This is a genomic window from Asticcacaulis sp., assembly GCF_027484505.1.
Lineage (GTDB): Bacteria > Pseudomonadota > Alphaproteobacteria > Caulobacterales > Caulobacteraceae > Asticcacaulis.
The window spans coordinates 29186-42881 of the sequence record NZ_JAIXSV010000301.1; the positions used below are offsets into that span (position 1 = coordinate 29186).

A 13696-nucleotide genomic window follows, 5' to 3' on the forward strand; every position below is an offset into this window, starting at 1 on the left:
ACGCTTCGATCACAAAAACCGTCAGAGCAAACGTAACGGCGTAATGGTGCGGATATTTCCGCCCGACGCAAGTCGCGCCTTATTCCGACGTTTTCTTTTTACAAAGTCGTTGCAGCAAATCCATTGTGGTTTTAAGGCTCATCCCCACATTTCGATCTGCCTTATCCGGATGATGACCTCTATGTCGAACCTTGATGCCCTGCCCCTGTTTTCCGGCGTAATTACCGCGCTGGTGACACCGTTCAAAAACGGTGAGGTGGACTATGCGGCGTTCAAACAGCTGGTGGAGACGCAGATCAAGGCGGGTGTGCACGGTCTGGTGCCTGTAGGCACGACGGGGGAAACCTCGACGCTGTCGATGGAGGAGCACAAGGAAATCGTGCGCCTGTGCGTCGAAGTTGCCGCCGGGCGGGTCAAGGTCATTGCCGGGGCCGGGTCGAACAATACGGCCGAAGCGCTGGAACTGGCGCGTCATGCCAAAACGGTCGGCGCGGATGCCGTGCTGGTCGTTGTGCCCTATTACAACAAGCCGTCTCAGGAAGGTTTGTATCAGCATTTCAAGGCACTGAACGATTCGGTTGAGATACCGGTGATGCTGTACAACGTGCCCGGCCGCACGGTGATCGACATTGCCAATGACACCATTGTGCGCCTGTCAAAGCTGCCCAACATCGTTGGCATCAAGGATGCCACCGGTGATCTGGTACGTATGAGCCAGCTGCGCATCGCCATCGAACCGGGCTTCTCGTTTATCTCCGGCGATGACCCGACGCTTCTGGGCTATATGGCGCACGGCGGTCACGGGGTGATTTCGGTGACCTCCAATGTTGCGCCGGCGGAGATGGTGGCGCTCTATAATGCCGCGAAGGCAGGCGATTTCGCCACCGCCCGTACATGGCAGGATAAGCTGATCAAACTGCACAAGGTGCTGTTTGCCGATGCGTCTCCGTCCCCCACCAAATACGCTCTGAGCCGTCTGGGTCAGACGACCGACGAGGTGCGCCTGCCCATCGTGCCCTGCGCCGAGGTTGTGCGACCGCTGGTCGATGAGGCGATGAAAGCCGCGGGGCTCTGACTTGGCCGAAAAAGAACAATCCAATTATAAGGTCATTGCCGATAACCGGCGGGCGCGCTTCGACTATTTCCTCGAAAACAATACCGAGGCGGGTATCGTCCTGACCGGCACCGAGGTCAAGTCGCTGCGTCAGGGCCGCGCCAACATCGCCGAATCGTACGTCTCGATCGAGAATGGCGATGAGCTGGTGCTGATCAATGCCGATATTCCGCACTATGGCTTTGCCAACCGCTTCAACCATGAGCCGCGCCGTCATCGCAAGCTGCTGATGCACCGGCGTGAGATCGCGCGCTTCATGATCGCCGTGCAGCGCGAAGGCATGACCATCGTGCCGACCAAGCTCTATTTTAACGATAAGGGCAGGGTGAAGGTCGAGATCGCCCTGGCCAAGGGCAAGAAGCTGCACGACAAGCGCGAGACCGAGGCCAAGCGCGACTGGGGCCGCGAAAAGGCGCGCCTGCTCAAGGATCACGGCTAAACAAAAAAGCCCCGCCGGGTGGTGGGGCTTTTTCTTTTTAGTCTTCAAACTCGTCGTGGCGGGCGTTCGTCTGTTGCTGACGCGGGCGGCCTACGACACTGGCCAGATCGGCCAGATCGACGAAGGTGTCGGCCTGACGGCGCAGTTCGTCCGAAGTCATGGGCGGCTGCGACTTGACGGTCGAAACGACCGTAACGCGACAGCCCTTGCGCTGCACGGCTTCGATCAGGCGACGGAAGTCGCCATCGCCGGAGAACAGCACCAGATGGTCGGCGTGTTCGGCAATTTCCATCATGTCGCAGGCGATTTCGATATCCATATCGCCGCGCCAGCGTTTGCGCCCCTGCGCATCAGTATATTCTTTGGCGGTCTTGGTAATCAGGGCAAAACCGTTATAGTCCAGCCAATCTACCAGCGGGCGGATCGGCGAATAGTCGTCGCCTTCGACCAGAGCGGTGTAGTAATAGGCACGCAGCAGAACACCGCGCTTACGAAACTCATCGAGAAGCTTGCGGTAATCAATATCGAAGTTGAGCGCCTTGGCTGCCGAGTAAAGGTTGGCACCGTCAATAAAGAGAGCAATCTTGTCGGTTGGATAAAAACTCATTTAAATGTCTTTCGTTTAAAAAATCGAAGAAAAAATGTCTAAAACAGTATCAGCGTTATCGGCGAATGGGCCTGACATCTACATTGCCTATGGCGCGAATTTGCCTCACGAGTATCTAAATCCTTTGCAGGCCTTGGCGAGGGTTGTCAAGCGCTTGTGCCTTGATGACATAAAGGTTACGCAGATTTCATCCCTGTGGCGCTCTCAGGCGTGGCCGGACCCCGACTGTCCGCCTTACCATAATGCCGTAATGGCGGTTTGCACGACGCTGAAACCGGACGATTTACTCACGCACTTACACGCGCTGGAGGCCGAAACCGGTCGCGTGCGGAGCGAAAAAAGCAATCTGCCGCGTGTGCTCGATCTCGACCTGATTGCCTATGGCGACAGGGTGCGTGAGGGCGGACTGGTCCTGCCGCATCCGCGCGCCCATGAGCGGGGCTTCGTTATGGGGCCGCTGGCAGAGATTGCGCCGGACTGGCGGCATCCGGTGTTGGGCGTAAGCGCACGAGAATTGTATGCGCGGGTGACGGTGGGAACGGACGCCTATCCGGCCGAGGATACATCCGCCTTGTTAAGCCTCTGAGGGCGCTGTTCCAGCCAGGTGTAGAGCCCGACGCCACCCAGCACCAGCACTGTGCCGATCAGGTCGATGAGCGAGAGGCTTCCTTTGAGGATGAGCACACTCAGTCCCATGGTGAAGATGGGGTTGATGAAGCCGATGACGGCATTGGCCTGAGAACTGATGCGCGCCAGAGCGAAGCTGACCAGATAGCCGGGCAGGACGGTCGCGCCGATGGCCAGACCGAGCGCCAGCGTCCACAGACCCGGATCGGCCGGGATGGCGCTGGCCTGATGGGTCAGGCCGAAATGGATGAAGGTGGCGATGGCCGCCCCGACCATGCCGACCGAGGTAAACAGGGCGGCGCCCATCTGCGCGATCAGCGGTTTGGCCAGCAGAAGATAGAGGGCGAAGGCGACGGAGGAGGCCATGACCCAGCCGGCACCGATGGCAACGTCCGGCCCGCCGCTGCCCGCTTCCGACCAGAAGACGAGGGCCAGACCCGCATAGGCAATGACAAAGGCGGGCAGGGCCAGCATCTTCAAAGGCTGGCGGAACAGCCACGCCCCCAGAAGGATGACGAACAAAGGATAGGTGAACAGAATCAGGCGTTCAAACTGCGGCGACAGGTGCACCAGCCCTTCGAAATCGGTGTAGCTGGCGAACCAGTAACCCAACGCGCCAACCGCCAGCGCCTTGAGATACAGGCTGCCCGACAGGGGCGCGGCCTTGCGCTGGCGATAGCGGGTGATCAGGCCGACCGCGATAAAAAAGGGCGTGGCGATCAGAAGCCGCAGGGTCAAAAGCGTCGAGGCATCGACCTCATAGGCATAGGCCAGCTTGATGAAGATGCCCTTGGTGGCGAAGAGAAACGCCCCGGCGAGGGCCAAAGCATAGCCGCTCCAGCGCGACAGGGCGGAGGGGGACGCAACAGGGGAGGACGCAGCGGACATGATGCGCGTCTCTTAGGCGAGGCGGGCAGGCGGTGCAACCGCTGCACAGCGGCTTGAACGCAAATGACAAGTAATTCTTGTGTTTTACAGCGACACTGGGTAAAGACGGAGCGAACGAACACGGCTCACGCTGTCGGTCAAGGCGAAATGCGTCTTGGCGGCGGCGTTTTTGTCATTATTTGCAAAGGGTTCTGCATGGCTCGCGTCACCGTCGAAGATTGCGTCGAGAAGGTCGATAACCGTTTCAATCTGGTGCTGCTGGCGGCGCATCGCGCCCGCGCCATCTCTTCGGGTGCTTCGATCCTGCTCGACCGCGACAACGACAAGAACCCGGTTGTGGCCCTGCGTGAAATCGCCGAAGACAAGCTGCCGCCGGAAAGCCTGACCGAAAGCCTGATCGCCTCGCTGCAACGCGTCGATGAGCGCACCGAGGCCGAGGAAGAGGCCGAAACCCTGGCCCTGCTGGCCGATCCGCAGCATCAGCAGATGTCGGAAAGCGAGCTGATCCGCGCGCTTCAGTCCGACCGCGATGGTGGTCAGGAAGAGCGTTACTAAGCCTCTGCTATCTTTCGAGTCTTTGAAACGCCGGCCTGTCGCTCAGGCCGGCGTTTTTATGTGTGCGCCACCTTGCCCGTAACTTTGCGCATAACACCAACGCCCGAAGATGCTGACGCATCCGGTTGTTTAAAAACTCGCGAATGTCTCATATGTATCAAAGACATAAGACATTCGCGAAACGAATACCAAGAGTCATCTTCAATGCCTCTTGGTATAAACCCTGCTTTTTTATTGGCGATTAAAGGTTTGCGGGGTTACTCTTTGACTCGCGTGGCGGGGCTCTTATCTAAGGAGCCTGCATGTATGAGAAGAGTACGGTTCTGGACATGGCAACTGAAGGGCAATCGGTAATCACAGCACGGGTTTCGTCTGAAAACGAACCGCCTGCCGTGCCGCCCGGTTTCCCGGAAGAAAAGCCTCAGGAAGTGCCGCCCGGTGAGCCAAAGGAAGGGGATGTGACGCCCCCATCCGAAACGCCGCCGCTCGATCCGGTGGAAACCCCACCGCTCGATCCACCGGCGGAAGCGCCTCCGATCCAGACACCCCCCGAAATGCCGTCTATGACGGAGAAGGCGCAGGCTCCCAAGCCTGCGCCGACCCCCGCTCCGAAGCGCCGTTTCCTGCGTCAGATGGAGCTGATCGACCGGGTTGCGGCCTATGATCCGACCGTCGATGAGGCGCTGCTCAACCGCGCCTATGTCTATGCCATGCGTATGCACGGAGCGCAGTTGCGCGCTTCCGGCGACCCCTATTTCGCCCACCCGATCGAGGTGGCAGGGATTCTCACCGATTACAAGCTGGACTCGGCGGCCATTGTCACGGCGCTGCTGCACGACACCATAGAGGACACGCCCGCCACGCGCGAGGAAATCGCTTCGCTGTTCGGCGAAGAGATCGCGCAACTGGTCGAAGGTGTCACCAAGCTGACGCGGCTGGAGCTGAAGTCCGAATATACCAAGCAGTCGGAAAACCTGCGCAAATTCATTCTGGCCATTTCCAAGGACGTGCGTGTGCTGCTGGTGAAGCTGGCCGACCGTCTGCACAATATGCGCACCCTGCAATACGTGCCGGAGCACAAGCGCGAGCGCATCTCGCGCGAGACGCTGGAGGTCTATGCGCCGCTGGCCCGTCAGATCGGCTGCAACCGCTTTGCCACCGAACTGGAAGATCTGGCCTTCACCTTTATCAATCCGCGCGGGCGGGCGGCCATTCTGCAAAGACTGGCCGATCTGCGCGATCAGAAGGGCGCGGCGGTCGCCGATATTGCCCGCGATATTCAGGACACACTCTCGGTCGCTGGTATCCGGGCGCGGGTGTCGGGGCGGGAAAAATCGCCCTATTCGATCTGGCGCAAGCTGCAACGCAAGTCGATCGGCTTCTCGCAACTGTCGGATATTGTGGCGTTTCGCGTCATCGTCGATAGCCCGGACGACTGCTACCTGTCGCTGGGCGTGCTGCACCGCAAGTGGCCCTGCGTACAGGACCGCTTCAAAGACTTTATCTCGACGCCCAAGTCCAATAACTATCAGTCCCTGCACACCACCGTCATTGGTCACAAGGGTGCGCGTATCGAAATGCAGATCCGCACCGAGGTGATGGACCGCGTGGCCGAAGAGGGGCTGGCGGCGCACTGGGGCTACAAGAACCAGTCCTACGGCTTTGATGAGGCGGCGGCAACGCAATGGGCTGAGCGCAACCCCATCGCCAACCTGCGCGCCATTGTGCAGATCGCCGAAAATGGTGGCGATTCCGATGAGTGGGTCGAGCACGCCAAGCTGGAAATGTTCCTCGATCAGGTCTTCTGCTTCTCACCGAAGGGCCGCCTGATCTCTTTGCCGCGCGGGGCCATGCCGCTCGACTTCGCCTATGCCGTCCATACCGAAGTGGGTGACAAGGCCATCGGTGCCGTCATTAATGGCGAGCACAAGCCGCTGCGCACGCCCTTGCAGAACGGTGATCAGGTCGAAATCATCACCGGTGTCGAAGCACGCGTGAACCCGGACTGGCAGTCGCTGACCATTACCGGCCGGGCGCGCGCCGCCATCCGCCGCAGCATCCGTCAGACCCAGCGCGACGATTTCATCCGTCTGGGGCGCTCGGCGCTGGAACGCGGGGCGGCGCAGGTCGAAAAGACCCTCACCGACATGTCCTGGCGTCCGGCCTTTGAGCGCTTTCAGGTGCAGAGCGAGGACGAACTGTTTGAACTGTGTGGCCGCGGCAAGATCGCCCCGGCCAAGGTGCTGGAGGCCCTGTTCCCCGGCCTGAAACTGCCCGCCACCCTGACCACCGATTCCTTCAGCCGCATCAAGGATGGCGAAGACGCCACGGCCTTTGTGCGCGGCCATGCCCTGCGGCCGCAGCAGAAGATCGTCTTTTCACGCTGCTGCACCCCGGTGCCGGGTGACCGCATCGTTGGCATTGTCGAAGGCGCGGCGGTGCACGTCCATTCCATCGAATGCGAGCAACTGGAAACCTATGAGGGGCAAAAAGAGGTGTGGATCGACCTGCAATGGACGCTCAACGCCGAAAAGAACACCGTCTCGCCCGCCCGTATCCGCGCCAATATGCGCAACAAGCCGGGCGTTCTGGGGCAGGTCTGTACCCTGATCGGTGAGGCGAAAGGCAATATCGTCAATATCCGCCTGTCGAACCAACAGGTCGATTTCCTCGATGCGGAATTCGAAGTCGAGGTGTTGGATGCCCGCCACCTGACCAATATTACGGCGGCGATCCGCACCAATCCCTCGGTCGAGGGGGTCGAGCGGATCAGGGGGTAAGCCCGATCAAGCCGCTGTGATGAGGGTCATGCCTGCGTGATCTGCCGCCGCTACATCAAAGGTCACGGTCTTATCGCATCCGGCGCTCAGGTTCAGCCGGTGGATCAGGGCATCGGCGAAGTCCGCCTTGCCGGATTTGTAATCGCCCAGCGCCCGATAGAGGTCTGGCTTGTGCTCAAAACGAAGTTGATAGGCACTCAGTAAAATCTCCAGCGTCTCAATGATGGCGTCGCGCGGAAGCCTGTAGCTGCGCGTCAATACCCATACGATTTCGACACAGGTCACGACCGATATAAACCCCGGCTGATCGTCGGACAGGCCTTCGATCAGAGCCGAAGCCAGAGCGGCCTGAGCCATGTCGTCCTGCATGATGTAGCGAACAACGACGTTGGTATCGAGCCCGATCATTCGCCGGATGCCGCCTGCGCGATGGCCTCATTCATCTCTTCAATACTGACGGGACGAGATGGTTTACCAAAGCGACCCTTGAGTTCCGTCATCGAGCGCGTGGCGGCGCATAGCAGAAACTTGCCGGGTTCGACCTCGACAAATTCCACCCGGTCGCCCTGACTGACCGACATGGCCTTGCGCACCTCAGCGGGAATGGTGATCTGACCTTTGGTGGTAAGCGTTGCGGTACTCATTTTTTTGGCCTCCAGTGCCTTACTTTAGTGTAAGGGAGCAGAGTAAGCAAATCACGAAAGTGTACGGATGCGGCTGAAATACTTATTGGGTCAGACGGCGATTTGGCCTATGTAGCGGCAAAACACATACTGCCGGGACCCTCCCATGACCTCTGAAGACGTGATCAATGAATTCCGTGACGCCAATGCCCTGAGAGAGGGGCATTTCGTGTTATCGAGCGGGCTGCATTCGCCGCTGTTCCTGCAAAAAAACCTCGTCTTCATGAATGCGGACCGCTGCGAGCGCCTGTGCAAGGCGCTGGCCGAAAAGATCGTGGCGCAGGCCGGTAGCGTCGATGTGGCGATTTCGCCTGCCGTGGGCGGCATCATCCCCGGCTATGAGACGGCGCGTCACCTGAAGGTCCCGTCCATGTACGTCGAGCGTGTCGAGGGTGAGTTCAAGCTGCGCCGCGGCTTCCACATCGAACCCGGCGCCAAGGTGGTCATGGTCGAAGACATCGTGACCACCGGCCTCTCGTCGCGCGAATGTATCGCCGCCATTCAGGCGCTGGGCGGTGAAGTCGTCGCGGCGGCCTGTATCGTTGACCGGTCGGGCGGGAAGGCTGATGTGGGCGTGCCGCTGATCTCGCTGGCCAGCCTCGAAGTGCCCGCCTATCCCGCCGACGCCCTGCCGCCGGAACTGGCCGCCATTCCGGTACAGGACCCCGGCAGCCGCCGTCTGTCGCAAAAGGCCTGATGCCATGAACCGCATCCGTCTGGGGATCAATATCGACCACATCGCCACGGTGCGCAATGCGCGCGGCGGCCATGCGCCTGATCCGGCGCGCGGCGCGCGGCAGGTGCTGGAGGCTGGGGTCGATGGCATCACGGCGCACCTGCGCGAAGATCGCCGCCACGTGCTCGATAAGGATGTCTGGGCGCTGAAAGCCGTCTGCGATGAGTTTCGCAAGCCGCTGAATTTCGAGATGGCGGTGACCGATGAGATGATCGGCATTGCGCTCGATCTCAAGCCGCACGCCTGCTGTCTGGTGCCCGAACGGCGTCAGGAACGGACCACCGAAGGCGGTCTGGATGTGGCGGATAATATAGACGTCGTGGGGCCCGCGGTCGCGCGGCTCAATGCGGCGGGTATCCGTACCTCGCTGTTTATTGCCACCGACCCGCTTCAGGTATCGGCAGCGTCGAATATCGGCGCGCCCGTCGTCGAATTCCACACAGGCGCGCTGTGCGACGCCTGGCGCGAAGGCGAACGCTCCATCGTCGAATCCGAGATGAAGAAGCTCGAATGGGCGGCGCACATGGCGGCTGAGGTCGGCATCGAGGTCCATGCGGGCCACGGCATCGACTACGACACCGTGACCTTTATTTCGCGCGTGCCGCAGATCAAAGAGCTGAATATCGGCCACTTCCTGATCGGTGAGGCCATCTTTGTGGGGCTTGAGGCTTCGGTCAGCCGCATGCGGCACCTGATGGACGCCGCGCGCCTATGATAATTGGCGTGGGCATTGACCTGACCGATGCGCGGCGCATCCGGCAATCGGTCGAACGCTTTGGTCAGAAGTTCCTTGATCGCGTGTTCACGCCCGCCGAGCAGGCCTATGCGCTATCGAAAACGCCGGTGCATCCGACTTTGGCCAAGCGTTTCGCCGCCAAGGAGGCGGTGATGAAGGCGCTGGGCAGCGGGTTGCGCGGCTTTCATTTCACCGACATAGAGGTGCGCAATGATGCACTGGGCAAGCCTGAGGTGGCGCTTAAAAACGGCGCGCTTGACCGGCTTCAGGCGCTGCTGCCGCAGGGCAGCATAGCGCGCATCCACCTCAGCCTGACCGATGAGGGCGATCTGGCCGGGGCCTATGTGATCATCGAGGCGCTCCCTGAATAAAATGTAACGTCTATTTTTGGCCGGAATCTAAAAATAGACAGGTCGAAGGAATGCGCTTAAAACGTAAGGCGCTAGAGAATATGGGGCTGAGTAATGAGCGCTGAAGACAAGGTCGTTGAAGACGCGGTGACCGAAAATGCGACCGTGGAAAACGACGAAAAGTCGGCGATCAAGGACGAATGGTCCGATATCATCAAAACCGTGGCGATCGCCCTGATCATCACGCTGGTCTTCCGCACGCTGTTTTTCCAGCCCTTCACTATCCCGTCGGCCTCGATGGAGCCCAACCTCTATGAGGGCGACTACATTGTGGTGCGCAAGTGGGACTATGGCTATTCCAAGCATTCCATCCAGTTTTCGCCGCCGGTGATTTCGGGCCGTATTTTCGAAAAGCAGGCCAAACGCGGTGACATCGTGGTGTTCAAGCTGCCCAGCAACACCAAGGTCGATTACATCAAGCGCGTCATCGGCCTGCCCGGCGACCGCGTTCAGGTGAAGAACGGTCAGGTCTTTATCAACGAACAGCCGGTGACCACGATCGACAAGGGGCCGATTTCCGCCGGCATTACCTATGCGACGCAGGGTGCGGACATTCAGGAAGAGCAGTTGCCAGATGGTGCGGATCACCTGACTCAAAATCTCGAAGACAATAAGCCCGAAGCCGACGACACGCAGGAATTCACCGTCCCCGAAGGTCAGTATTTCGTGATGGGCGATAACCGCGACAACTCGCTCGACAGCCGTTTCTCGCCGGCCGATCCGTTCCAGCCGGGTGTCGGCTTCGTGCCCGCCGAAAACCTTGAGGGCAAGGCGGTTATGGTGCTGATCTCGTGGAACAAGGGGGCCTCGCTGTTCAAGCCGTGGACCTGGCTCGACCTGCGCTGGGACCGTTTCTTCAAGTCCCTGAAATAATGACACGTATGCAAAGGGATGCCTCCGGCCACCGGCAAAAGGTGCTGGATGAACTGGAGGCGAAGCTCGGATACCGCTTTTCGGACCGACAATTGCTCGACAGCGCGCTTACCCACGCCAGTGTCAGCGACGGCCGCCCCAAAAAGACCGTCTCCGGCGACAATGAGCGGCTGGAGTTTCTCGGGGATCGCGTGCTGGGTCTGCTGGTGGCCGAAGCCCTGATGCAGGCCTTTCCGCAGGCCGCCGAAGGCGAGATGTCGCAGCGCCTGCACGGGCTGGTCAGTCGCGAAACCTGCGCGGCAGTGGCCATGTCGCTGGGCGTCGGGGCGGCCATGCGTCTGGCACCCGGTGAAACCAAAAGCGGCGGGCGTTCCAACCTGACCATACTCGGTGATGCCTGTGAGGCCCTGATCGCGGCGGTCTATATTGACGGTGGTTTTGAGACGGCGCGGCGCATATTCGCGCCCCTGTGGCAGCCGCATATCCGCGCCAGCCACTCCCGTTCGCACCTGAATCCCAAGTCGCACCTTCAGGAATGGGCAGCGCAGAAAAAGCTCCCTTCACCGAAATATGAGATAGTGGAACGCAGCGGGCCTGATCATGCCCCTATCTTTAAAGTCGCGCTCACGCTAGAAGGCTATGATCCCGTCGTCGCCAGCGGCAAGTCTCGTCAGGAGGCCGAAAAGGCGGCGGCCCTCAGCTTTATCGAACACGCAGGTCTTAATTGACGATTACCTCTTCTTCTCCCGCGACGACGCGCGCGGGTTTCGCCGCCATCATCGGCGCGCCCAATGCGGGCAAATCCACCCTTGTCAACGCTCTGGTCGGCTCCAAAGTCTCCATCGTCACCCAAAAAGTGCAGACGACGCGCTTTCCGGTGCGCGGTATCGCCATTCACGGTGAAGCGCAGATCGTGCTGGTCGATACGCCGGGCATCTTTAAGCCGCGCCGCCGTCTGGACCGTGCCATGGTCAGATCGGCCTGGGGTGGGGCCGAAGACGCCGACATCGTGGTCATGCTGATCGACGCTCCGGCGCATCTGGCCGTGCATTTCCCGGCCCCCGACACCAAGCCGACCGGTGCCGACAAGCTGGCGGTCGAAGACGCCGAGACCATCATTGCGGGGCTGAAAGCCAATAACCGCCGCGCCATTCTGGTGCTGAACAAGATCGACCTTCTGCGCCGCGACAACCTGCTGGCCCTGGCCGACAGCCTGTTCAAGGAGGGCGTTTTCGATCAGGTCTTCATGATTTCGGCCGAAAAGGGCAATGGCATTGCCGACCTTATGGAGGCTCTGGCCGACAAAATGCCGGCGGGACCGTGGCTGTATCCGGAAGATCAGGCCGCCGATGCGCCGGTGCGTATTCTGGCCGCCGAAATCACCCGCGAAAAGCTGTTCCTGCGCGTGCATGAGGAACTGCCCTATGCCTGCGCCGTCGTGACGACCGACTTCAAGGACACGCCAGACGGTGCCGCGCGCATCGAACAGACCATCTTTGTCGAACGCGACGGTCAGCGCGCCATCGTGCTGGGCAAGAACGGCCAGACCCTGAAATGGATCGGTCAGCGCGCCCGTCAGGAACTGATGGATATTCTCGACCGCAAGGTGCATCTGTTCCTGCACGTTCAGGTCAATGAACGCTGGAGCGACGACCGGGCGCTATATGCGCAGTTCGGTCTGGAGTTCGGGGAGTAATTTCACGTGAGGCTGGTCGGCAGACGCTCCGCCTTTCTCCTCCCTTGCGAGCCCATAGGCGAAGCGGGGGAGGTGGCACGCCGGAGTTCTAGCGAAGGCGTGTCGGAGGGGGCTTTACATTACCGTCCGGCCCCCTCCGTCTCGCCGCGCTTCGCGGGCTCGCCACCTCCCCCGCTGGCGCAGGGGAGGAGGATTTGACTTTCGAAGACGATGCCTTTGTCTTAAGTGCCCGGCCGCACGGGGAAACCGGTGCGGTGGTGCATTTTCTGACTCTGGAACACGGTCATATCGCCGCCCATGTGCCTGGTGGGGCGTCACGTCGCCTTAAGCCCTATCTGCAACCGGCCAGCCGCGTACGCCTGTCCTATCGGGCGCGCACCGCCGACCATCTGGGCTCAGCCACCCTTGAGCCGGAAGGCGACGCCACGGCTGAATTTTTCGACGATCCTATGGCCCTGATCGGCGTGCAGTGTGCCTGCGTTATGACGCGCGCCGTCCTGCCCGAACGCGAGGCCTATCCGGGGGCCTTTTATGCCTTTGAAACGTTGATTAATGCCTTTGGCCTGCCCGGTGTCTGGCCCTATGTCTATGTGCGCTTCGAGATGGGCCTGCTGGAGGCTGTGGGGTTCGGTCTCGACCTGTCGGCCTGCGCCGTGAGCGGCAGCCGCGACGATCTGGTCTATGTCTCGCCGCGTTCGGCCCGTGCCGTCAGCCGCCGCGAAGGCGAGCCCTATAAGGATAAGCTGCTGCCTTTGCCGGGCTTTTTGCTGTCGTCACAAGGCGGCGTCCAGGCGGACGATCTGCGCCGGGGGCTGGACCTGACCGGCTATTTTCTGGAGCGGCATATCTTTCATCCGCTCAATCAACCCTTGCCCGAAATCCGCACGCGCCTTATCGACAGTGTACGGGATTAGTGATTCCGTTTTTAAAATGCACGCGAAAACATCGTTCTCCATGCTTTGGTAACGTGTTTTCACTAAGTTAGGCCGATGGGCTCGATTCGGGCGGGTAGTTTGACGGGTATGTCAGGGTATAGTGAACAGGAACTGCGGGCAGCCAACGTCAATCCGGAGACGGGTTTGGCGACGGATTACCTCAACCTGTTCAACGAAGCGATCATGCTGTTTGAAATGGGCCTCGACATGCCGGACATGGCCGAGGAACTGATGGACTGGCGTCGTCGCGGCTATGTCGAACATTTCGAAAATTCCGGCTTTGAGCAAAAAGACGTGGTCATTGCCGCCTATCGGGCCTCACCCGACGCGGTGCGCAAACCCTTCGATGAGGCTTGTGAAAAGGCGCTCGAAGAGTTCGAGTCCGGCATCCAGATTCTGCTCAGTTCCAATCTCGAAGACGAGGCGGCGCGCGAAGATCTGGCGGCGCGTCTCGACAGCCTGAAGGCTCGGGTCGTTGAAATGGACGCCCATATTCACGGGCGGGCCGAGCGCATCGAAAACGATCTGCAAAACGCCGTGGACGCCCTGTTCTGAGCGCTCTGAGTGCGCAAGTCTGTCCTTGGGCGTTCTGCAACGGATATTGGGCCTCTCCCTCC

At 60.1% G+C, this 13696-nt stretch carries 17 protein-coding genes; 13 read left to right on the plus strand and 4 right to left on the minus strand.

Features of this window, described 5'->3' with window-relative positions; genetic code table 11:
- The first annotated feature begins 181 nt into the window (after window positions 1–181).
- Together dapA and smpB are read left to right on the plus strand one after the other, a co-directional pair.
- Window positions 182–1075, plus strand: coding sequence for a 4-hydroxy-tetrahydrodipicolinate synthase (gene dapA, locus Q0072_RS17350; RefSeq protein WP_298332805.1), 894 nt, complete (start codon window positions 182–184; stop codon window positions 1073–1075).
- Window position 1076: 1 nt separating this feature from the next.
- Window positions 1077–1553, plus strand: coding sequence for an SsrA-binding protein SmpB (gene smpB, locus Q0072_RS17355; protein ID WP_013480432.1), 477 nt, complete (start codon window positions 1077–1079; stop codon window positions 1551–1553).
- A gap of 37 nt (window positions 1554–1590) precedes the next feature.
- On the opposite strand, the gene Q0072_RS17360 is transcribed toward smpB, so the two are convergent.
- Window positions 1591–2160 (minus strand): NYN domain-containing protein, encoded by a 570-nt coding sequence (locus Q0072_RS17360; protein WP_298332807.1) that lies wholly within the window; start codon window positions 2158–2160, stop codon window positions 1591–1593.
- Between the two features lie 34 nt (window positions 2161–2194).
- Between Q0072_RS17360 and folK the strand changes: the two genes are divergently transcribed.
- Window positions 2195–2746 carry a 2-amino-4-hydroxy-6-hydroxymethyldihydropteridine diphosphokinase gene (gene folK / locus Q0072_RS17365; RefSeq protein WP_298332809.1) on the plus strand — a complete coding sequence of 184 codons (552 nt, stop codon included), beginning with the start codon at window positions 2195–2197 and terminating at the stop codon, window positions 2744–2746.
- Here the strand turns inward: folK and Q0072_RS17370 are convergent.
- Window positions 2707–3675 carry a DMT family transporter gene (locus tag Q0072_RS17370; protein ID WP_298332811.1) on the minus strand — a complete coding sequence of 323 codons (969 nt, stop codon included), beginning with the start codon at window positions 3673–3675 and terminating at the stop codon, window positions 2707–2709. The two genes, folK and Q0072_RS17370, sit on opposite strands and share 40 nt — an antisense overlap.
- 195 nt (window positions 3676–3870) lie before the next feature.
- On the opposite strand from Q0072_RS17370, the gene rpoZ reads away from it, so the two are divergent.
- On the plus strand, window positions 3871–4230 hold the full coding sequence (rpoZ, locus tag Q0072_RS17375; protein WP_013480428.1) for a DNA-directed RNA polymerase subunit omega: 360 nt from the start codon (window positions 3871–3873) through the stop codon (window positions 4228–4230).
- 563 nt (window positions 4231–4793) lie between these two features.
- A complete protein-coding gene (locus tag Q0072_RS17380) occupies window positions 4794–7010 on the plus strand; it encodes a bifunctional (p)ppGpp synthetase/guanosine-3',5'-bis(diphosphate) 3'-pyrophosphohydrolase (RefSeq protein ID WP_298332880.1) in 2217 nt (738 codons plus the stop codon).
- Between the two features lie 6 nt (window positions 7011–7016).
- On the opposite strand, the gene Q0072_RS17385 is transcribed toward Q0072_RS17380, so the two are convergent.
- Window positions 7017–7418, minus strand: a complete 402-nt coding sequence (locus Q0072_RS17385) for a PIN domain-containing protein (protein ID WP_298332813.1) — start codon at window positions 7416–7418, stop codon at window positions 7017–7019.
- Window positions 7415–7654 carry an AbrB/MazE/SpoVT family DNA-binding domain-containing protein gene (locus tag Q0072_RS17390; protein WP_298332815.1) on the minus strand — a complete coding sequence of 80 codons (240 nt, stop codon included), beginning with the start codon at window positions 7652–7654 and terminating at the stop codon, window positions 7415–7417. Before Q0072_RS17390 ends, Q0072_RS17385 begins: the two co-directional genes overlap by 4 nt.
- Window positions 7655–7799: 145 nt before the next feature.
- Here Q0072_RS17390 and pyrE point away from each other — a divergent pair, with 145 nt between their 5' ends.
- From pyrE to Q0072_RS17430, 8 genes are all read left to right on the plus strand, one after another.
- On the plus strand, window positions 7800–8390 hold the full coding sequence (gene pyrE, locus Q0072_RS17395) for an orotate phosphoribosyltransferase (protein ID WP_126423844.1): 591 nt from the start codon (window positions 7800–7802) through the stop codon (window positions 8388–8390).
- A gap of 4 nt (window positions 8391–8394) precedes the next feature.
- Window positions 8395–9144, plus strand: coding sequence for a pyridoxine 5'-phosphate synthase (locus Q0072_RS17400; RefSeq protein WP_298332818.1), 750 nt, complete (start codon window positions 8395–8397; stop codon window positions 9142–9144).
- The gene (acpS, locus tag Q0072_RS17405) at window positions 9141–9536 is read left to right on the plus strand and encodes a holo-ACP synthase (RefSeq protein WP_298332820.1); all 396 of its coding nucleotides are present in this window, start codon (window positions 9141–9143) and stop codon (window positions 9534–9536) included. Before Q0072_RS17400 ends, acpS begins: the two co-directional genes overlap by 4 nt.
- Before the next feature lie 93 nt (window positions 9537–9629).
- Complete coding sequence (gene lepB / locus Q0072_RS17410; protein WP_298332822.1) at window positions 9630–10448, plus strand: signal peptidase I; 819 nt, start codon at window positions 9630–9632, stop codon at window positions 10446–10448.
- Window positions 10448–11176, plus strand: a complete 729-nt coding sequence (gene rnc / locus Q0072_RS17415; protein ID WP_298332823.1) for a ribonuclease III — start codon at window positions 10448–10450, stop codon at window positions 11174–11176. The genes lepB and rnc overlap by 1 nt, the downstream gene beginning before the upstream one ends.
- Entirely contained in the window at window positions 11173–12144 is a 972-nt protein-coding gene (gene era / locus Q0072_RS17420) for a GTPase Era (RefSeq protein ID WP_298332825.1), read from the plus strand. The genes rnc and era overlap by 4 nt, the downstream gene beginning before the upstream one ends.
- 194 nt (window positions 12145–12338) lie before the next feature.
- Window positions 12339–13058, plus strand: coding sequence for a DNA repair protein RecO (recO, locus tag Q0072_RS17425; RefSeq protein WP_298332827.1), 720 nt, complete (start codon window positions 12339–12341; stop codon window positions 13056–13058).
- Window positions 13059–13166: 108 nt separating this feature from the next.
- Window positions 13167–13634: a hypothetical protein gene (locus Q0072_RS17430; protein WP_298332829.1), complete on the plus strand. Its 468-nt coding sequence runs from the start codon at window positions 13167–13169 to the stop codon at window positions 13632–13634.
- Window positions 13635–13696 lie beyond the last annotated feature (62 nt).